This window comes from Streptomyces sp. NPDC001544, from assembly GCF_042894285.1.
Lineage (GTDB): Bacteria > Actinomycetota > Actinomycetes > Streptomycetales > Streptomycetaceae > Streptomyces.
The window spans coordinates 361,593-381,367 of the sequence record NZ_JBIAVN010000001.1 but is presented as its reverse complement, the minus strand read 5'-3'; the positions used below and the strand labels follow the sequence as shown (position 1 = coordinate 381,367).

General features: G+C 72.4%; 15 protein-coding genes. 4 read left to right on the top strand and 11 right to left on the bottom strand.

The window, feature by feature from the left end; all coding sequences use genetic code 11:
- Positions 1-13 precede the first annotated feature (13 nt).
- From ACFY0F_RS01665 to ACFY0F_RS01650, 4 genes are read right to left on the bottom strand one after another with little or no spacing between them, the layout of a single operon-like run.
- On the bottom strand, positions 14-919 hold the full coding sequence (locus tag ACFY0F_RS01665; RefSeq protein WP_388787269.1) for a ribonuclease Z: 906 nt from the start codon (positions 917-919) through the stop codon (positions 14-16).
- A gap of 6 nt (positions 920-925) precedes the next feature.
- Entirely contained in the window at positions 926-1,291 is a 366-nt protein-coding gene (locus tag ACFY0F_RS01660) for a histidine triad nucleotide-binding protein (RefSeq protein WP_388787265.1), read from the bottom strand.
- Between the two features lie 57 nt (positions 1,292-1,348).
- Positions 1,349-4,573, bottom strand: a complete 3,225-nt coding sequence (locus ACFY0F_RS01655) for a S41 family peptidase (RefSeq protein WP_388787262.1) — start codon at positions 4,571-4,573, stop codon at positions 1,349-1,351.
- A gap of 49 nt (positions 4,574-4,622) precedes the next feature.
- Positions 4,623-5,192 (bottom strand): hypothetical protein, encoded by a 570-nt coding sequence (locus ACFY0F_RS01650; RefSeq protein WP_388787259.1) that lies wholly within the window; start codon positions 5,190-5,192, stop codon positions 4,623-4,625.
- 106 nt (positions 5,193-5,298) lie between these two features.
- Here ACFY0F_RS01650 and ACFY0F_RS01645 point away from each other — a divergent pair, with 106 nt between their 5' ends.
- Entirely contained in the window at positions 5,299-5,691 is a 393-nt protein-coding gene (locus ACFY0F_RS01645) for a hypothetical protein (protein ID WP_388787256.1), read from the top strand.
- On the opposite strand, the gene ACFY0F_RS01640 is transcribed toward ACFY0F_RS01645, so the two are convergent.
- The 4 genes from ACFY0F_RS01640 to hrcA form a co-directional block, all read right to left on the bottom strand.
- Positions 5,663-6,412, bottom strand: coding sequence for a 16S rRNA (uracil(1498)-N(3))-methyltransferase (locus tag ACFY0F_RS01640; RefSeq protein WP_388787253.1), 750 nt, complete (start codon positions 6,410-6,412; stop codon positions 5,663-5,665). The two genes, ACFY0F_RS01645 and ACFY0F_RS01640, sit on opposite strands and share 29 nt — an antisense overlap.
- Positions 6,409-7,527, bottom strand: coding sequence for a nitronate monooxygenase (locus ACFY0F_RS01635; protein ID WP_388787250.1), 1,119 nt, complete (start codon positions 7,525-7,527; stop codon positions 6,409-6,411). Before ACFY0F_RS01635 ends, ACFY0F_RS01640 begins: the two co-directional genes overlap by 4 nt.
- Positions 7,528-7,742: 215 nt before the next feature.
- Positions 7,743-8,879, bottom strand: a complete 1,137-nt coding sequence (gene dnaJ / locus ACFY0F_RS01630) for a molecular chaperone DnaJ (RefSeq protein WP_388787248.1) — start codon at positions 8,877-8,879, stop codon at positions 7,743-7,745.
- Entirely contained in the window at positions 8,880-9,896 is a 1,017-nt protein-coding gene (hrcA, locus tag ACFY0F_RS01625; RefSeq protein ID WP_388787246.1) for a heat-inducible transcriptional repressor HrcA, read from the bottom strand. It abuts the gene before it with no gap.
- Between the two features lie 170 nt (positions 9,897-10,066).
- Between hrcA and ACFY0F_RS01620 the strand changes: the two genes are divergently transcribed.
- Complete coding sequence (locus ACFY0F_RS01620; RefSeq protein WP_388787243.1) at positions 10,067-10,792, top strand: MBL fold metallo-hydrolase; 726 nt, start codon at positions 10,067-10,069, stop codon at positions 10,790-10,792.
- Positions 10,793-10,823: 31 nt separating this feature from the next.
- Positions 10,824-11,639, top strand: coding sequence for a DUF3097 domain-containing protein (locus ACFY0F_RS01615; protein ID WP_388787240.1), 816 nt, complete (start codon positions 10,824-10,826; stop codon positions 11,637-11,639).
- Here the strand turns inward: ACFY0F_RS01615 and ACFY0F_RS01610 are convergent.
- From ACFY0F_RS01610 to ACFY0F_RS01600, 3 genes are all read right to left on the bottom strand, one after another.
- Positions 11,617-12,195 (bottom strand): Uma2 family endonuclease, encoded by a 579-nt coding sequence (locus ACFY0F_RS01610; protein ID WP_388787237.1) that lies wholly within the window; start codon positions 12,193-12,195, stop codon positions 11,617-11,619. The genes ACFY0F_RS01615 and ACFY0F_RS01610 overlap by 23 nt on opposite strands.
- Before the next feature lie 100 nt (positions 12,196-12,295).
- Positions 12,296-13,528, bottom strand: a complete 1,233-nt coding sequence (gene hemW, locus ACFY0F_RS01605) for a radical SAM family heme chaperone HemW (protein ID WP_388787234.1) — start codon at positions 13,526-13,528, stop codon at positions 12,296-12,298.
- A gap of 72 nt (positions 13,529-13,600) precedes the next feature.
- Complete coding sequence (locus ACFY0F_RS01600; RefSeq protein ID WP_388787232.1) at positions 13,601-15,490, bottom strand: SpoIIE family protein phosphatase; 1,890 nt, start codon at positions 15,488-15,490, stop codon at positions 13,601-13,603.
- Between the two features lie 113 nt (positions 15,491-15,603).
- Between ACFY0F_RS01600 and ACFY0F_RS01595 the strand changes: the two genes are divergently transcribed.
- Entirely contained in the window at positions 15,604-19,734 is a 4,131-nt protein-coding gene (locus tag ACFY0F_RS01595; RefSeq protein ID WP_388787229.1) for a HAMP domain-containing protein, read from the top strand.
- Positions 19,735-19,775: the final 41 nt, after the last annotated feature.

Sequence of the window (19,775 nt, the reverse complement as noted above, 5' to 3'; positions counted from 1 at the left end):
TCGTACGGCCGTTTTATCGCCGTTTCGGAACCGGCACCCGTTGGAGGTCGTGTGCCACGGTCAGCTCGCCCTCGAAGCCGGCCGCCCGCGCCTGCCGCTCGAACTCCTCCGGTGCGGAGTACCGCTGGCTGAAGTGGGTGAGGACGAGGTGCCGTACCCCGGCGTCCCGGGCCACCCGTGCGGCCTGGCCCGCCGTCAGATGGCCGTGCTCCTCGGCGAGATCCTCGTCCTCGTCGAGAAAGGTGGACTCGATGACCAGCATGTCGCAGCCCTCGGCGAGCGCGTGCACCCCTTCGCACAGCCGGGTGTCCATGACGAACGCGAACCGCTGCCCGCGCCGCACCTCGCTGACGTCCTCCAGGGCGACACCGTCGATCGCCCCCTCCCGCTGGAGGCGCCCCACGTCCGGCCCCTTGATGCCGTGCGCGGCGAGCCGCTCGGGCAGCATGCGGCGCCCGTCGGGTTCGATCAGCCGGTAGCCGAAGGACTCCACGGGGTGGGAGAGCCTGCGGGCCTGGAGGGTGTACGAGGCGGTGACCGCGAGGTCCCCGTCGGCGTCGACCGGCGCCTCGGTGACGCCGACCGTCTCACGGTAGGCCGTCGCGTACCGCAGCCGGTCGAAGAAGCGCTGCCCGGAGCGCGGGAAGTGGGCGGTGACCGGGTGCGGGACCTGGTCCAGGTTGATGCGCTGGATGACCCCGGCGAGCCCGAGTGAGTGGTCGCCGTGGAAGTGCGTGACGCAGATCCGGTTCAGGTCGTGCGCGGCGACCCCGGCGCGCAGCATCTGCCGCTGCGTGCCCTCGCCGGGGTCGAACAGGATGCCCTCGCCGTCCCAGCGCAGCAGGTAGCCGTTGTGGTTGCGGTGCCGGGTCGGGACCTGGCTGGCGGTGCCGAGGACGACCAACTCGCGTACGGACACGGCTGCTTACCCGGGGGGCCACTGCAGGCCGCGACCGCCGAGGACGTGGGCGTGCGCGTGCCAGACGGTCTGGCCGGCGCCGCTGCCGGTGTTGAAGACGATGCGGTAGCTCTCCAGCTTCTCCTCGTCGGCGACCGCCTGGGTCTCCGCCAGGACGTCCGCGGCGAGCTGCGGGGCGCCGGCGGCGAGCGCGGCGGCGTCCCGGTAGTGCGCCTTGGGGATCACCAGGACGTGGGTGGGCGCCTGGGGGTTGATGTCCCGGAAGGCCACGGTCGTCTCGGTCTCACGGACGATCGTCGCCGGTACGTGCCCCGCGACGATCTTGCAGAACAGGCAGTCGTCCTGCGGCGCGCCGCCCTCTTGCCCTGCCATGCGTGTGCCTCCTCACGCCGGTGATCCAGTACGGGGGCATCGTATCGACACCGGGTGTCAGTCCAGGTCCGGGAGCGACGGCGGGGTCTTCGCCGGGGTGTCGTCCAGCGCGGCCAGCGCCATCCGTACCGCCTCGTCGAGCTGGGGGTCCCGGCCCGCCGCCCAGTCCTGCGGGCGCTGGACCACCTCCACGTCGGGATCGACCCCGTGGTTCTCCACGTCCCAGCCGTAACCCTCCAGCCAGAAGGCGTACTTGGGCTGGGTGACCAGTGTGCCGTCGACCAGGTGGTAGCGGCTGTCGATGCCGATGACGCCGCCCCAGGTGCGGGTGCCGACGACCGGGCCGATGCCGAGCGCCTTGATCGCCGCGTTGACGATGTCGCCGTCGGAGCCGGAGAACTCGTTGGCGACCGCCACGACCGGCCCGCGGGGCGCGTCCTGGGGGTAGCTGTAGGGCCTGAGGCCACGCGGCAGGTCCCAGCCGACGATCCGCCGGGCCAGCTTCTCGACGACGAGCTGGGAGGTGTGGCCGCCGCGGTTCTCCCGGACGTCGACGACGAGTCCCTCGCGGGCCACCTCCACCCGCAGGTCGCGGTGGATCTGGGCCCAGCCGGGGGCCTGCATGTCGGGCACGTGGAGGTAGCCGAGCCGGCCGCCGGAGAGCTCGTGGACGCGGGCGCGCCGGTCGGCGACCCAGGCGTGGTAGCGCAGCGGTTCCTCGTCGGCGAGCGGGACCACCACCGCGTGCCGCGGCTCGCCGCCGCCCGCCGGTGAGACGGTCAGCTCGACGGCCTTGCCGGCCGTGCCGACGAGCAGCGGGCCGGGACCGGTCACCGGGTCGACGGGGTGGCCGCCGACCGCGACGATCGCGTCCCCGGCGCGCACCGCGACACCGGGCGCGGCGAGCGGGGAGCGGGCGTTCGGGTCGGAAGTCTCGGCGGGCAGTACGCGGTCGATGCGCCAGCTGCCGTCCTCGTGCCGGGAGATGTCGGCGCCGAGCAGGCCCTGGCGGGCGCCGCCGCCGTGCGCGCCGTAGGGGGTGACGTACGCGTGCGAGGTGCCGAGTTCGCCGTGCACCTCCCACAGCAGGTCGACGAGGTCGTCGTGGGTGGCGACGCGGTCCAGGACCGGGCGGTAGCGGTCGAGGACGCCGTCCCAGTCGACCCCGCCCATGTCCGGCCGCCAGAAGTGGTCGCGCATGATGCGGCCGGTCTCGTCGTACATCTGCCGCCACTCGGCCGCCGGGTCGACGGTCTGGCGGACCCGTGTGAGGTCGACGGTGACAGAGGTGTCGCCGTCGTCGTCGGTGGCGGCGCGCCGGTCGCTGGGCACGACGCGGAGCCGGCCGTCGGTCCACAGCAGGACGCGTTTGCCGTCGCCGCTGACCTCGAAGTGGTCGGCGTCCGCGGCGAGGTGCTCGATGCGCTGCTGGGCGAGGTCGTAGCGCTCCAGCTCGGTCTTCGGGTCGGGGTCGTCGGGGGTGGCCCGGGAGACGCCGAGGACACCGCGCACCGGGTGGCGCAGCCACAGCACCCCGTCCTTGGCGGCGCGCAGGTTGGAGTAGCGGGCGGCCTCCACCGGGAAGGGCACTATGCGGTCGGCGAGCCCCTCCAGGTCGATCCGGGTGGTCGGGGTGCCCTCGCTGTCCGGGGTCTCGTCCTTGTCGGGCGTGTCGAAGGGCCGGCCGTGCCGCTGCGGGCCGAACGGCGAGGGGGTGGTGGCGGCGAGGGTGATCAGGTGGGGGCGGGAACCGACCACGAAGGCCAGGTCGAAGACGTGCTCGTCGTAGACCGGGTCGAAGGAGCGGGCGGAGAGGAAGGCGAGGTGCTTGCCGTCGAGGGTGAAGGCGGGCGCGTAGTCCTGGAAGCGCAGCGGGGTCGCCTCGGTGACCGACAGGTCGGTGGTGTGGGCGAGCCGGAGCTGACGCAGGGGGCGCGGGCCGGGGTGGGACCAGGCGAGCCAGGCGGAGTCCGGGGAGAAGGCCAGCCCGGAGACGTCGCCGTCCTCGCTGCGGTCGACCTCGCGGACCTCGCCGGTCTCCCGTTCGACGAGCAGCAGCCGTCCGTCGTGCGCGGCGACGGCGGCCCGGCTGCCGTCGGGGGCCACGGCCAGCTCCAGGACCCGGCCGAGCTGTCCGGCGGCGATGCGCCGGGGGGTGGTGCCGGGCGCGAGGCCGGTGGCCGGGGCGAACTCGAGCGCGTCGTCGCCCTCGGCGTCGGTCACCCACACCACCCAGTCCTCGCCCTCGGCGCGGAAGGCACGCGGCAGCCGGGCCCGGACGCCCGGGCGGGCGGCGAGCGCGCGGGCGGGGCCGGAGCGGTGGGTGACCCAGTGGATGCCGCCGCGCACCTCGACGGCGCTGCCCCGCGCGGTGTGGTCGGGGGCGGCGGAGTCGAACCAGCGGGCCGCGTTCACCGGGTACGGCTGGAGGTCCACGCGCGCTCCGCCCAGCCGGATGTCGAGCTTGCGCGGTTCGGCGCCGTCCAGGTCGTCCAGGACCCACAGTTCACCGGCGGCGGTGTACACGACGCGGGTGCCGTCGCCCGATGCGTGCCGGGCGTAGAAGCCGTCGAGTGGTGTGTGCCGGCGCAGGTCGGACCCGTCGGCGAGGGAGGAGTACAGCGCCCCGGTGCCCTCGTGGTCGGACAGGAAGGCGATGCGCTCCCCCGCCCACACCGGGTACTCGATGTTCCCGTCGAGCTCCTCGTGCAGCCGTACGAACTCGCCGTCGCCTTCGCGGTCGATCCACAACTTGCCCGCCGTACCGCCCCGGTAGCGCTTCCACCAGGCGGCCTCGCGCCCCATCGGCGCGGACAGCAGCACGGTGGCCGGACCGTACGCCACGGCCCCGACGGGCCCGTACGGCAGGGTGGTGCCCGGTCCGCCGTCGAGCGGCACCGCGTGGGCCCAGCTGCGGCGCAGGCTGGCCTGGCCCTGGGTGCTGAGCGCCAGGACCCGCCCGTCGGGGGTCCAGCCGCGCACCTGGGTGCGCCAACTCCCCCAGTGGGTGAGCCGCTTGGCCGGGCCGCCGGCGACGGGGGCGATGTGCACCTCGGGGGCGCCGTCGCGGGTGGAGGTCCAGGCGACCGTCGTGCCGTCCGGGGAGATACGGGGGTGGTTCACCGGTACGTTGTCCGCGCTGACCCGCCAGGCCCGCCCGCCGTCCAGCGGGGCGAGCCAGACGTCGTCCTCGGCGGTGAAGGTGACCGACTCCCCCTGCAGGTGCGGGAATCGGAGGTAGGACGGGGTTGCCGGTGTCGTGGTGGATGCGCCCTGAGTCACCCGATCACCCTACGCAGCACACGTCGTCGGCGGGACCCGGTTTCGGCGATCACTTGCCCTCGACCGGCCAGCAGGTGGGGTCGCCCTTGCACCAGATGGTCCTGGTGACCGTGACGGTGACGGTGGGACCGGGCTGCCCGCCGCCCGGGGGCCGGTGGGTGACGGGCGCGGTGTACGTCGGTCCCGGCCTGGCGTCGCAGTCGCCCAGGCCGTCGACGTGGAACCACCGCTTGCCGCCGACCTTCGCGGTGAGGTCGCCGCGCACGCACGCGCCGTCGACTGCCTTGGTGACCCGGCCGGTGACGGTGATCTTCCGTCCGTCGTCCGTCTGCCCCCGGCAGTCGACGGTGACCACGGTGGTCGCGCTCGGCGACGGCGACTTCCCCGTGGCGCGGCCCCTGCTTCCGTAGCTGCCCGTGCAGGTGAGCCAGCGCACGTGCACGTGCTGCCGCTCCAGTTCCGCGGTCGCCGTCTTGTCCGTGGTGTACGCGACCGCCGCCGAACTCAGATCGCCCGGTTCACACGCCACGACCGCGCCCACGGCCGCCACCGCCAGCCCCGCCACGGCCACCGCCCGCGTCCGGCGGGGCCGGTGCGGCAAGTGCCTCGATACCCCCATGGAGGGGAGCGTGCCACCACCGCGGGCGGGGCGGTAGGGCACATACGGCCACTCGGTTGTTCGAGCGTCCCACCATCGGGTGGCTCTTGCGTCCTAGGCTGGCCGGATGCGCAGTGAACGCAGGGTCAGACGGCTCGTCGACGGCGAGGGGACGGCGCACCGGTGGACCGTGCGGCACCGGCACGCGGCCGGTGTGGCCTGCCGGGAGGTGCTCACGCTGTACCGGGAGGGCGTCCGGACGCGGATCGTCTTCCGGTCCGGCGCGGGCCGGTTGCTGCCCGACGGGCTGCTGCACTCCGGGTGCGTCGGCGACGGCGGCGGAGAGCTGCTGAACCTGCACCGGCCGGGTGTCGTCCGTGCGTTCGTCGACGAGGCACGGGAGCGCGGGTTGCTCGACTGCTCCAAGGAGGTGGACGGCTGGGAGCTCTTCCCGGCGGTCGCCGTCAGGTGGGCGCGGGCTTCCCCTGCGGTCAGGACCAGCGGCCGGTCCGGCCCATGAGCAGGGACACGGCCGCGGTGCCGGCGGTCGAGGAGCGCAGTACCGTGCGCCCGAGCCGGTAGGCCTTCGCACCGGCCGCCGCGAACAGCTCCAACTCCTCGGGGGCGACGCCTCCTTCGGGACCCACGACCAGCACGATCTCACCCTCGGTGGGGAGTTCGGCGGTGGCCAGGGGCTCACTGGGGTAGTCGCGGTCCTCGTGCAGGACGGCGGCGAAGTCGGCTTTGGCGAGAAGCTGGGCAACCTGCTTGCCCGTCGCCGCGTCCGCGACGTCCGGGAAGCGGACCCGGCGGGACTGCTTGCCCGCCTCGCGGGCGGTGCTCCGCCATTTGCCGAGTGCCTTCAGTCCGCGGTCGCCCTTCCACTGGGTGATGCAGCGGGCGGCCTGCCAGGGCACGATCGCGTCGACGCCGGCCTCGGTCATGGTCTCGACGGCCAGCTCGCCCCGGTCGCCCTTGGGCAGGGCCTGGACGACGGTGATGCGCGGCTGCGCCAGGGGCTCCTCCACGACCGGCTCCAGGTCCATGACGACCAGCCGGTCCTTGCCCTCGGCGGCCTTCACCACGCCCTCGGTCCAGTGCCCGCGCCCGTCGGTGAGCACCACGTCCTCGCCGGGGCGCAGCCGCTTCACGGAGACCGCGTGCCGGCCCTCGGGCCCGTCGAGCACAAACTCGGGGCCGACTCCGTCGAGCCGCTCGACCACGAACACCGGGGCCGTCATCGCAGCCCACCCCCGGCGGACAGGGCCGCGCGGGCCTCCTCCAGCTCCGCTACCAGGACCTCCACCAGTTGCCCGGCCGGCACGTCCCGTGCCATCCGGTGCCCCTGGCCCGCCCACAGCGCCATGCCCTGCGGGTCACCGGCCTTGGCGGCGGCCTTGCGCAGCGGCGCGGTCAGATGGTGGATCTCCGGGTAGGCGGCGGGCGCGTAGGGCCCGTGCTCGCGCACGAAGCGGTTGACCAGGCCACGGGCCGGGCGGCCGGAGAAGGCGCGGGTCAGCTCGGTACGGGCGTACAGCGGGTCGGTCAGCGCCTGCTTGTGCAGGGCGTTCGCGCCGGACTCGGGGGTGGCGAGGAACGCGGTGCCGAGCTGGGCCGCGCTCGCGCCCGCCGCCATGACCGCCGCGATCTGGCTGCCGCGCATGATGCCTCCGGCGGCGACGATCGGGATGTCCACGGTCTCGCGGACCTGGGCGACCAGCGAGAGGAGGCCGGTGCCGCTGCCGTCCGCCTCCGGGATGTCCCGGTGGGTGCCCTGGTGGCCGCCGGCCTCCACGCCCTGCGCGATGACCGCGTCGGCCCCGGCCCGCTCCACCGCCAGGGCCTCCTCCGCGGTGGTGGCGGTGACCAGGGTGAGGGTTCCGGCGCGGCGCAGCGCGTCGAGCACGTCCCGGCTGGGGACGCCGAAGTGGAAGGAGACCACGGGCACCGGGTTGTCGAGCAGCACCGTGAGCTTGGTCTCGTAGCCGTCGTCCCGGCCGCTGTCCGGGTCGCCGAGCTCGGTCTCGTACCAGGCGGCCTCGCCGGCCAGCTGGTGGGCGTACATCTCGAGGGCGCCGGCAGGGGGCGCGGCGTTAGCCGCTCGGGTGGAGCCGGTGCTTGCACCGGGGTACTCCGGCTGCGGCATGAAGAGGTTCACGCCGAAGGGGCCGCCGGTCAGGCTCCGCAGCTGCTTGATCTCCTGGTACATGCCGTCGGCGGTCTTGTACCCGGCGGCGAGGAACCCGAGCCCACCGGCCTCGCACACGGCAGCGGCGAGCTGGGGTACGGAGACACCGCCCGCCATGGGGGCCTGCACGATCGGATGGGGGAAGAGATCGGTCAGTGCGGAGGACATGACCCGCATGTTGCCACGTCCTCCGAACAACTCCGCAACCGGGCTTCCCCTGGCATATGCCAGGGGAATGGTCAGCGGTCAGGGCACCTGACGCCGGGCGTCAGCGCCCGTTGAACGCGTCCTTCAACCGCGAGAACAAGCCCTGCTGCCCCGGCCGACCGTGCCTGCCCGGGGGACGACCCCCGGACCCCCGGCCGAACCGCCCCCGCGCCACGTCAGCGCCCGTTGAACGCATCCTTCAACCGCGAGAACAAGCCCTGCTGCCCCGGCTGGAACTGCCCCTGGGGGCGTTCCTCGCCGCGGAGTTTGGACAGCTCGCGCAGCAGCCGTTCCTGCTCGGGGTCGAGCTTGGTCGGGGTCTGGACCTCGACGTGGACGATGAGGTCGCCGCGGCCGCCGCCGCGCAGATGGGTGACGCCCCGGTTGTGCAGCGGGATCGACTGGCCGGACTGGGTGCCCGGGCGGATGTCGACCTCCTCCATGCCGTCCAGCGTCTCCAGCGGCACCTTGGTGCCGAGGGCCGCCGCGGTCATCGGGATGGTGACCGTGCAGTGCAGGTCGTCGCCGCGCCGCTGGAAGGTGGAGTGCGGCAGCTCGTGGATCTCGACGTACAGGTCACCGGCGGGACCGCCACCGGGGCCGACCTCGCCCTCGCCCGCGAGCTGGATACGGGTGCCGTTGTCGACACCGGCCGGGATCTTCACCGTCAGGGTGCGGCGCGAGCGGACCCGGCCGTCGCCGGCGCACTCGGGGCACGGGGTCGGCACGACGGTGCCGAAGCCCTGGCACTGCGGGCAGGGCCGCGAGGTCATGACCTGGCCCAGGAAGGACCGGGTGACCTGGGAGACCTCACCGCGGCCGCGGCACATGTCACAGGTCTGGGCGGTCGTGCCGGGCGCGGCGCCCTCACCGTTGCAGGTGTTGCAGACGACCGCCGTGTCGACCTGGATGTCCTTGGTCGTGCCGAAGGCCGCCTCGTCCAGCTCGACCTCGATCCGGATCATCGCGTCCTGGCCGCGCCGGGTGCGCGAGCGCGGGCCGCGCTGGGACGCCGTGCCGAAGAACGCGTCCATGATGTCGGAGAAGTTGCCGAAGCCACCGGCCCCGAAGCCGCCCGCGCCGGCGCCGCCGGCCTGCGAGAGCGGGTCGCCGCCGAGGTCGTAGACCTGCTTCTTCTGCGGGTCCGACAGCACCTCGTAGGCGGCGTTGATCTCCTTGAACCGCTCCTGGGTCTTCGGATCCGGGTTGACGTCCGGGTGCAGCTCGCGCGCGAGCCGCCGGAAGGCCTTCTTGATCTCTTCCTGCGACGCGTCGCGGCGCACGCCGAGAACGGCGTAGTAGTCCGTGGCCACCTACGACTCCGCCAGGATCTGTCCGACGTACCGTGCCACCGCTCGTACCGCTCCCATCGTTCCCGGATAGTCCATGCGGGTCGGTCCGACCACGCCGAGCTTGGCGACTGCCTCGCCGCCCGAACCGTAACCGACCGACACCACGGACGTGGAGTTGAGTCCCTCATGGGCGTTCTCGTGGCCGATGCGCACGGTCACGCCCGAATCCTTCGCCTCGCCCAGGAGCTTGAGCAGCACCACCTGCTCCTCCAGCGCCTCGAGCACCGGCCGGATGGTGAGGGGAAAGTCATGTCCGAAGCGGGTGAGATTGGCGGTACCGCCGATCATCAGCCGCTCCTCGTTCTCCTCGACCAGCGTCTCCAGCAGAGTGGAGAGCACTGTCGAGACCGTACCTCGGTCTTCCGTGTCGAATCCCTCGGGGAGGTCTTCGACCAGCCGCGGCACATCCGTGAACCGGCGGCCCGCGACCCGGCTGTTGAGCCGTGCGCGCAGGTCCGCCAGCGAGGTCTCCCCGAAGGGCGCCGGGCAGTCCACCATCCGCTGCTCGACCCGGCCGGTGTCCGTGATGAGCACGAGCATCAGGCGCGCCGGGGCGAGCGAGAGCAGCTCCACGTGCCGCACGGTCGAGCGGGTCAGCGAGGGGTACTGCACGACCGCGACCTGCCGGGTGAGCTGCGCGAGCAGCCGCACCGTACGGGCCACGACGTCGTCGAGGTCGACGGCACCGTCGAGGAAGTTCTGGATCGCCCGCCGCTCGGGGGCGGTCATCGGCTTGACGCCCGCGAGCTTGTCGACGAAGAGCCGGTAGCCCTTGTCGGTGGGGATGCGCCCCGCGCTGGTGTGCGGCTGCGCGATGTACCCCTCGTCCTCCAGGGCCGACATGTCGTTGCGGACGGTGGCCGGGGAGACCCCGAGGTTGTGCCGCTCGGTGAGGGCCTTGGAGCCGACGGGCTCCTCGGTGCCGACGTAGTCCTGGACGATCGCACGCAGCACCTGAAGCCTGCGTTCACTCAGCACCGCGCACACCTCCAGAAAATCGTCCCCTGCGGCCTTCGGGCCCTTTGTCTGGCACTCTGCGCTCGCGAGTGCCAGCACCCCGGCCCAGTGTACGGCCGTGGGGTACACCCCGGGCAAGGCCGGTCCGCGCCGCCGTGCCCGGGTACGGCCGTCCCCGTTAGCGTCGCGGTATGACGGTGACTTGGGAAGAGCTGGGTTGGGAGCGGGTGGCCGCCGGGGTCGGGCGGTGCCGGCTGCCCGGCTGGGACTGCACGGTGGGGCTGGTCCTCGGCGAGGGTACGGCGCTCGTGGTGGACTCCGGGTCGAGTCTCGCCGAGGGCGCACGGCTGCGCGCGCAGGCGCAGGAACTGGCCGGCCGCCGTGTGACTCATCTCGCGCTCACCCACCCCCACTTCGACCACGTGTTCGGCGCGGCGGCCTTCGCGGGCGCGGAGACGTTCGCGGCGGTGGGGTCGGACGCGGTGTTCGCGTACGAACGGGAGGAGCTGCGCCTGGACGCGGTACGGAACGGCCTCGCGGCGGCGGAGGCGGAACAGGCCGTGGACTCCCTCCCGGTCCCCCGCCACCTGGTCTCCGGCGAGTGGACCCTCGACCTGGGCGGCGGCCGGCAGGCGTTGCTGGCCAACGTGGGCCCGGGGCACACCGCCCACGACCTGGCCGTGCTGGTCCCCGGGGATCCGGAGGTGGTCTTCTGCGGCGACCTGGTCGAGGAGTCCGGCGAACCGCAGGCCGGCCCCGACGCCGTGCCGTCCCACTGGCCCGCCGCCCTCGACCGGCTCCTCGACCTCGGCGGCGAGGACGCTTTGTACGTGCCCGGTCACGGAGCGGTGGTGGACGCGGCGTTCGTGCGGCGGCAGCGCGACGAGCTGGCCGCGCGTTTCGGCGTGTCGCCCTGATGGCGGTACGGGTTCTCCTATCGTCATCGGAATGCGCCAGTACTCCGCCGATCTGACTCCTCCCTGGAAGAAGCCCAAGCCCGTCCCCGAGGTCCCGGCGGACCCCGGCCTGGTGGTCGAGGAGCCCGGCACCGGCTTCTGCGGCGCGGTGATCCGCTGCGAGGCGGGCACGGTCACCCTGGAGGACCGCTTCGGCAAGCACCGGGTGTTCCCGCTGGAGCCGGGCGGGTTCCTGCTGGAGGGCAGGGTGGTCACGCTGGTGCGGCCGTCGTCCGCGGCGCCGGTACGTCCCACCCGTACCGCCTCCGGTTCCGTCGCCGTCCCCGGGGCACGCGCGCGTGTGGCCCGCGCCGGGCGGATCTACGTCGAGGGCCGGCACGACGCGGAACTGGTCGAGAAGGTGTGGGGCGACGACCTGCGCATCGAGGGCGTGGTCGTGGAGTACCTGGAGGGCGTGGACGACCTGCCGGCGATCGTGGCCGAGTTCGGGCCGGGGCCGGACGCGCGGCTGGGGGTGCTCGTGGACCATCTGGTGCCGGGGACGAAGGAGTGGCGGATCGCCGAGTCGGTGACGAGTGAGCACGCGTTGGTCGTGGGCCACCCGTACATCGACATCTGGGAGGCGGTGAAGCCGTCGTCCCTGGGGATCGAGGCGTGGCCCCGGGTTCCGCACGGTCAGGACTGGAAGACCGGCGTGTGCCGGGCGCTGGGCTGGCCGTCGGAGAACACCGGGGCGGTGTGGCAGGCGATCCTGAAGCGTGTGACGTCCTACAAGGACCTGCAGCCGGAGTTGCTGGGGCGGGTGGAGGAGCTGATCGACTTCGTCACGGATAGCGGTGGGGCCTGACGCCCTTGTAGGTGCCGAATTCGGTGGTGTCCAGCTCAACGCCGAGTGATTCCAGCGGGAGTGCAGCGCCGAATCGGGTGATCCTCTGGGCCTGGTAGTCGGCCTCGTCCCCCACACCTACGGGCTCCGTGAGCAGGACGCAATGTGCCATGATCGGGTCGATGATCAGGTAAGCGGGGATCTCGCCTGCCGCGTAGATGGAACGCTTGACTCCGTAGTCCCGGTCGACGCTCGTCTTGGAAACCACCTCGACCACCAACGTAATCAACTGCGACGGCAGCAGGCGCCCGGAGTCCGGGGCGACGCCGCGTTGAATGACCACCAGGTCCGGAATGGGCTCGCTGGCCTCGTTGATGATGTCCACGTCCGTCGTCTGAAGCCGAGCCCAGCGCTTGCGCGGGATCTGGTCCTGCACCTCCTCCACAATCCGGTTGTGCACCAGATCCGGAGCGGCCATCATCACGATTTCTCCCCGAAGAAGCTCGACCTTGACGCCCTCCGGAGGTTCGAACTCCTCGAAGAACCTGGTCATCCCACGCTCGTCCACAGCGGTCATCTCCGTGGCCTCCACATCCGCCGCGTCCTGTTCAGCGGCAGCCTACGAACCAGGTTAGGGACCGAACCGGCGTTCCGGGGGGATTCACTCGCCGGAGTGATCAGTCCACCAGGTCCCGCACCACCGCATCCGCCAGCAGCCGCCCCCGCAGGGTGAGCACCGCCCGCCCCGCCTCGTACGGCCCCGCCTCCAGCAGCCCCTCCCCCAGCGCCCGCCGAGAAGCAGCCAGCCCCTCCTCCTTCAGCAGCGCCAGCGGCACCCCCTCCCGCAGTCTCAGCTCCAGCAGGATGCGCTCCACTCGCCGGTCCTCGTCGGACAGCAGCTCCCGCCCTGCCCCCGGCGAGCGCCCGGCGGCCAGTGCGGCCGCGTACGCCCCCGGGTGCTTCACGTTCCACCAGCGGACGCCCCCCACGTGCGAGTGCGCCCCCGGTCCGGCGCCCCACCAGTCGGCGCCCCGCCAGTACAGCTCGTTGTGCAGGCAACGGCCCGACTCGGAGGTGGCCCAGTTGGAGACCTCGTACCAGTCGAACCCGGCCGCCGACAGCCGCTCCTCCGCGATCAGGTACCGGTCCGCGTGCACGTCGTCGTCGGTCATCGGCACCTCGCCCCGGCGGATACGGCGGGCGAGCTGCGTGCCCTCCTCGACGATCAGCGCGTACGCGCTGATGTGGTCCGGACCGGCCCCCAGCGCCGCGTCCAGCGACGCCCGCCAGTCGTCGTCCGACTCCCCCGGCGTGCCGTAGATCAGGTCCAGGTTGACGTGCTCGAAGCCCGCCGCGCGGGCCTCCGCGACGCAGGCCTCCGGGCGGCCGGGGGTGTGGGTGCGGTCCAGCACCTTCAGCACGTGCTGCCGCGCGCTCTGCATGCCGAAGGAGATCCGGTTGAAGCCGCCCTCCCGCAGCCGCGCCAGGTACGCCGGGTCCACCGACTCCGGGTTCGCCTCGGTCGTGATCTCCGCGTCGGGCGCGAGCCCGAACTCGTCGCGGATCGCGGCCAGCATCCGTACGAGGTCGTCGGCGGCCAGCAGGGTGGGCGTACCGCCGCCGACGAACACGGTGCGGACCTCGCGAGGATCGTCGCCGAGCACCTTGCGGGCCAGGCGGATCTCGTCGGTCAGGGTGTCCGCGTAGTTGTCGCGGGAGGCGAGCACGCCGCCGGTGCCGCGCAGCTCGGTGGCGGTGTAGGTGTTGAAGTCGCAGTAGCCGCAGCGGGTCGCGCAGTACGGGACGTGCAGATAGAAGCCGAGGGGGCGGCCCGTGGCCCCGGCGAGCGCGGACGCGGGCAGTGCGCCGTCGGCGGGTACGGGCTCGCCGTCGGGGAGTGCGGAAGGCATGTCCCCCATTGTCCCGCACCGGCACGGGTCGCTCCGGTCACTGCGGTCACTCCGGTCACTGGAGGCCTCCGGTCACTCCGCCCGCAGCACCAGCAGCGCCAGGTCGTCCTCCGGCTGCCCGCCGCCGAACTCGTGCACCAGCCGGCGGATGCGTTCCGCTGTCCGTTCGGCGCTCAGCCCCGCGCATCCGGCGAGGGCCGCCGCGAGCCCGTCGCCGTCGTCGAACTGGCGGGAGCCGGAGCGCCGCTCGGTGACCCCGTCCGTGACGCACAGCAGCGTGTCGCCGGAGTACATCTCGAAGGTCTCGCTGGTGTACGTCTCGTCCTCGATGACCCCGAGGAGCGTCTGCGGCCTCGCGACGGTACGGACCCCGCCGTCGGGCCCGAGGAGCAGCGGCAGGGGGTGCCCGGCGGAGGCGAGGGTGCAGCGGACGCCGCCGTCGAAGGGGGCGAGCTCACCGTAGAGCAGGGAGAGGAAGCGGGTCTGCGGGCCTTCTCCGGGGGCGACCGGGCGGCCCCCGGCGGCGACCAGGGCACGGGCGGCGGCGTCGGCGGCCTCGGTGGCGTCGTCGAGGAGGAGCTGGTTGAGACGGTCGAGGACGTCGGCGACGCGGTATCCCTCACGGGCGAGGAGACGCAGCCAGGGGCGGGCGAGCCCGATCACCACCGCTGCCTCCGGTCCCTTGCCCTGCACGTCGCCGATGGCGAAGCACCAGCGGCCGTCGCCCGCCGGGAACAGGTCGTAGAAGTCCCCGCTGGGGCCGCCCTTGTCGCACGGCTCGTAGACGAGCGCGCTGCTCACCCCCGGGATCTCGGCGACCGCGCCGGGCAGCAGCCCGCGCTGGAGGACGGCGCTGATGGTGGCCTGGCGGGCGTACTGGCGGGCCGCGCCGATGGCCAGCGCCACCCGCCGGCTGAGGTCCTCGACCAGGCCGGTGATCTCGTCGGGGAAGTACGGCGCCCCGCACCGCCCGATCACCAGCGTGCCCAGCGGGCGGCCACCCGCGACCAGCCGGTAGGCGAGCGCGGAGCCGTCCGTGCCGTGCGGGCCGAGGGCCTCGCCGGGCCAGGGGTAGGGCTCGGGGCCGGACCGTGAGCCGTCCCGGGGGCACGGCGGGTCCTTCTCCAGGGCCCGGCGCAGCTCCTCGATGCGGTTCTCGCTGCCGTGCCAGACCCGGGCGAGGCGCGGCCCGGCCGCCCCGGTCCCGTCGGCCCAGCCGCCACGCACCGTCGACTCGTCCTCCAGCCACACCGCGCACCAGTCGGCGAGCCGGGGCACGATCAGCTGCCCGGCGAGCGCGGCGACGAGGTTCTCGTCGAGCTGCCCGGCGAGCAGGTCGGAGGCCTCGGCGAGGAAGGACAGGGCGCCGCGGCCGAGCCATTCCCGGTCGCGTTCAGGCCGCCGGGGCTCGGGGGCGAGGATCTCGGCGACCTCCAGTCCGCGTTCCCCGGCGTAGGCCTCGGGCTCCTCCGCGCCCGGGTTCCCCTCGGCGGGCAGGCGTGCCCAGACCGTCTTGGCGCCGGTGCGGTAGGTGACGCCCCAGGCCTCGGCGAGCGTGGCGACCAGGCGCAGGCCGCGCCCGTACTCGGGGGTCTCGTACGGTGCTTCGGTGCCGTCCTGGCGGAGGGCGCGGGAGGGGTGGTGGTCGCAGACCTCGACGACGAGCGCGCCGCTCTCCTCCAGACGGCAGGTCAGTTCGACGTCGGTGCCCGCATGGACGACGGCGTTGGTGACGAGTTCGCTGACGACCACGACGGCGTCGTCGGCGAGCTGCGGTGACGGCGCGAGGCCGAGGCCGGTCCACTCGGCGAGCGCCACGCGCAGCAGGGTGCGGGCGGATCCGGCCGCGAGGGGGCTTGAGGGGAGGGTCGCGCGCACGGCTGTGCGCTCCGCCGCGGTTCCGTGCGCAGGCACATCAGAGGCACGGGAAACGGTCTCCCGTTGCGTCGGTATGGCGCCCATGGCCGACTCCCCGAGCAGATCGGACGAACTTCAGACGAATGCGTCTCGGTCACTGCCGACAGGGTGACAGACTGACTGCGCCCATAAGCGCCGAGTTACCGAAGTGGGCCGCCATGAGTGACAACAACGCCACGCGTGTGCTCGAAGACGGACAGAAGTCGGAACAAGTCCGCGCATCCGATCTTCGCCCGCTGCTGGCCGCGATGACCGCGGCCCGGGACGGCGACTTCACGAAGGTACCGGAGACCGGGTACGGCGTGGTCGCCGAACTCACCGCGGTCTTCAACCAGATCATGGACCGCAGTGTGCACTTCAACTCGGAGGTGCAGCGGGTGAAGCGGGAGCTGGTGCGGCACGGGCGGCTCGACGAGCGGGTCTCGGCGAGCCCCGGGCAGGGTGCCTGGACGTCCCGGGTCGGCGACGTGAACCAGATCCTGGACGCCCTGGTGGCCCCGGCGGCCAACGCCGCGCGCGTGCTGGACGCGGTGGCCGGCGGTGACCTGACCCAGCGGGTCGATCTGCACGACGGCAGCCGCCAGTTGCGCGGCGATCTGCGGCGGCTCGGCCGGGCGGTGAACACGATGGTCGACCAGTTGTCCCTGTTCACCGGTGAGGTGACCCGGGTGGCGCGCGAGGTGGGCACCGAGGGGCGGCTCGGCGGGCGGGCCAACATGCGGGGTCTTTCGGGCAGTTGGCGGGACGTGACCGAGGCGGTCAACACGATGGCGGCCCGGCTGACCGCGCAGGTCCGGGACATCGCCCTGGTGACCACGGCGGTGGCGCGCGGCGATCTGACCCGTACGGTGACGGTGGAGGCGACCGGTGAGCTGCTGGAGCTGAAGCTCACCGTCAACACGATGGTGGACCAGCTCTCCGCGTTCGCCGACGAGGTCACCCGGGTGGCCCGCGAGGTCGGCACCGAGGGGCGGCTCGGCGGGCGGGCGCAGGTGCGCGGGGTGTCCGGGGTGTGGAAGGACCTCACCGACAACGTCAACTTCATGGCCTCGAACCTGACCTCGCAGGTCCGCAACATCGCCCAGGTGACCACGGCCGTCGCCAACGGCGACCTGAGCCAGAAGATCACGGTGGACGCGCAGGGCGAGATCCTGGAGCTGAAGTCGACGATCAACACCATGGTCGACCAGCTCTCCGCGTTCGCCGACGAGGTCACGCGCGTGGCCCGCGAGGTCGGCACCGAGGGCAACCTGGGCGGGCGGGCGCAGGTCCGCGGGGTGTCCGGGGTGTGGAAGGACCTGACGGAGAACGTCAACTTCATGGCGGACAACCTCACCTCGCAGGTCCGCAACATCGCGCTGGTCTCGACCGCCGTGGCACAGGGCGACCTCGGGAAGAAGATCACGGTGGAGGCGAAGGGCGAGATCCTGGAGCTGAAGTCGACGATCAACACGATGGTGGACCAGCTCTCGGCGTTCGCAGACGAGGTCACGCGTGTGGCCCGCGAGGTCGGCACCGAGGGCAACCTCGGTGGTCAGGCGCAGGTGCGGGGCGTCTCCGGCGTCTGGAAGGACCTCACCGACAACGTCAACTTCATGGCGCTCAATCTGACTTCGCAGGTCCGCAACATCGCCCAGGTCACCACCGCCGTGGCCAACGGCGACCTGTCGAAGAAGATCACCGTCGACGCGCGCGGCGAGATCCTCGAGCTCAAGGACACCGTCAACACGATGGTGCAGCAACTGCGCGCCTTCGCCGACGAGGTGACCCGGGTGGCCCGCGAGGTCGGCACCGACGGCCGGCTGGGCGGCCGGGCCCAGGTGCTGGGCGTCCTCGGGGTGTGGCGTGACCTGACGGACAACGTCAACTACATGGCGGACAACCTCACTTCGCAGGTCCGCAACATCGCCCAGGTCACCACGGCCGTCGCCAACGGCGACCTGTCGAAGAAGATCGACGTGGACGCCCGGGGCGAGATCCTGGAGCTGAAGACCGCCATCAACACCATGGTCGACACGCTGTCCTCGTTCTCCTCCGAGGTGACCCGGGTGGCCCGTGAGGTCGGCAGCGACGGCCGGCTCGGCGGCCAGGCCCGGGTGGAGGGCGTGTACGGCACCTGGAAGCGCCTGACGACCAACGTCAACGAGCTCGCCCTGAACCTGACCACCCAGGTCCGTGCCATCGCCGAGGTCGCCTCCGCGGTGGCCCAGGGCGACATGTCCCGCTCCATCACGGTGGAGGCGCGCGGCGAGGTCGCCGAGCTGAAGGACAACATCAACCTGATGGTGGCCAACCTGCGCGAGACCACCCGGGCCAAGGACTGGCTGGAGTCCAACCTGGCCCGGCTGGCCGCGCTGATGCAGGGCCACCGGGACCTGATGGAGGTCGCCGACCTGATCCTGCGGGAGCTGACACCGCTGGTGAACGCCCAGTACGGGGCCTTCTACCTGGCCAACCCGGAGGAGGATCCGGCGGTGCGCAGCGCCGTCCCCGCCAAGGGGCTGGCGTTCATCGCCGGGTACGGGGCGGCGGAGGGCGCGACCGTGGAGACCGGTGGCCTGCCGGTGCACGGGCTGGTCCGCCAGGCGGCCCGGGAGAAGCAGCGGATCCTGGTGGAGGAGGCCCCGCCGGACTACATCAAGATCAACAGTGGCCTCGGGGAGGCGGCCCCCACCACCATCGTGATCATCCCGATCCTGTTCGAGGACAAGCTCCTCGGAGTGGTCGAACTCGCCTCCTTCTCCCGCTTCTCCGACGTGCACCTGGCGTTCTTCGACCAGTTCGTGAACACCATCGGCGTGGCCATCAACACGATCATCGCCAACTCCCGCACCGAGTCGCTGCTCGGCGAGTCCCAGCGGCTCGCGATGCAGCTCCAGGAACGCTCGGACGAACTGCAGAAGCAGCAGGCGGAACTGCAGCGCTCCAACGCGGAACTGGAGGAGAAGGCCGCTCTGCTCGCGACCTCGTCGCAGTACAAGTCGGAGTTCCTGGCGAACATGTCGCACGAGCTGCGCACCCCGCTGAACTCGCTGCTGATCCTGGCCCGGCTGCTGTCCGACAACCCGGACGGCCATCTCTCCGACCAGGAGGTCCAGTTCGCGACGACGATCCACCGCTCCGGCTCCGACCTGCTGCAGCTCATCAACGACATCCTGGACCTGTCGAAGATCGAGGCGGGCCGCATGGACGTCCGCCCGAAGCGGCTGCCGCTGATCAAGTTGCTGGACTACGTCCACGCCACCTTCCGCCCGCTCACCATCGACCGGGGGCTCGCGTTCGAGGTCACGGTCGGCGAGAACGTCCCGCGGGAGATGTACTCCGACGAGCAGCGTCTGCAGCAGATCCTGCGCAACCTCCTGTCCAACGCGATCAAGTTCACCGCGACGGGCCGGGTCGAGCTGCGGGTGAACCGGGTACAGGACCCGGAACGGCGATGGGGGTCCCCCCGCTCGAGCGAAGTCGAGAGTGGGGGAGTCCGCGACAGCGACGAGGTGCTCGCGTTCGCCGTCAACGACACCGGTATCGGGATCGCGCCCGAGAAACTTCCGGTGATCTTCGAGGCGTTCCAGCAGGCCGACGGCACGACGAACCGCAAGTACGGGGGCACCGGACTGGGACTGTCCATCAGCCGGGAGATCGCGGGCCTGCTCGGCGGCCGGATCGTCGCGGAGAGCGAACCCGGCAGGGGCTCCACCTTCACGCTGTACGTCCCGGTCGTCAGCCCGGGACACCCGGCGGCCGACCCGGCGGCGGACGTCCCGCTCCCGGAGCAGCTTTCGGCGGAGCCGCTCGCCGCCGACGACTCCTGGCCCGCGCCCACCAAGCTGGAGGCGTGGCAGACGGGCCGCGCGGGCCAGGTGCTGCCCGGCCGGCGGGTGCTGATCGTCGACGACGACATCCGCAACGTCTTCGCCCTCACCCACGTCCTGGGCCGGGTCGGCATGCCCGTGCTGTACGCGGAGAACGGGCGCGAGGGCATCGAGACCCTGGAACGCCACCCGGACGTCGAACTGGTCCTGATGGACATCATGATGCCGGAGATGGACGGCTACGAGACGATCTCCGCCATCCGCCGCGCCCCGCGCTGGGCCGGCCTGCCCATCGTCGCCCTCACCGCGAAGGCCATGCCGGGCGACCGGGAGAAGTCCATCGCGCGCGGCGCCAACGACTACGTACCGAAGCCGGTGGACGTCGACCGGCTGCTCACGGTCGTCTGCGCGCTGCTGGACCCCGAGGGTGCGGCTCCCGCCGGTGAGAGCGCCCCGGATGAGGCACCGTCACCCTGACCACGGGCGGTGCGGCCGGAGCCCGTTACCGGCTTCCGGCC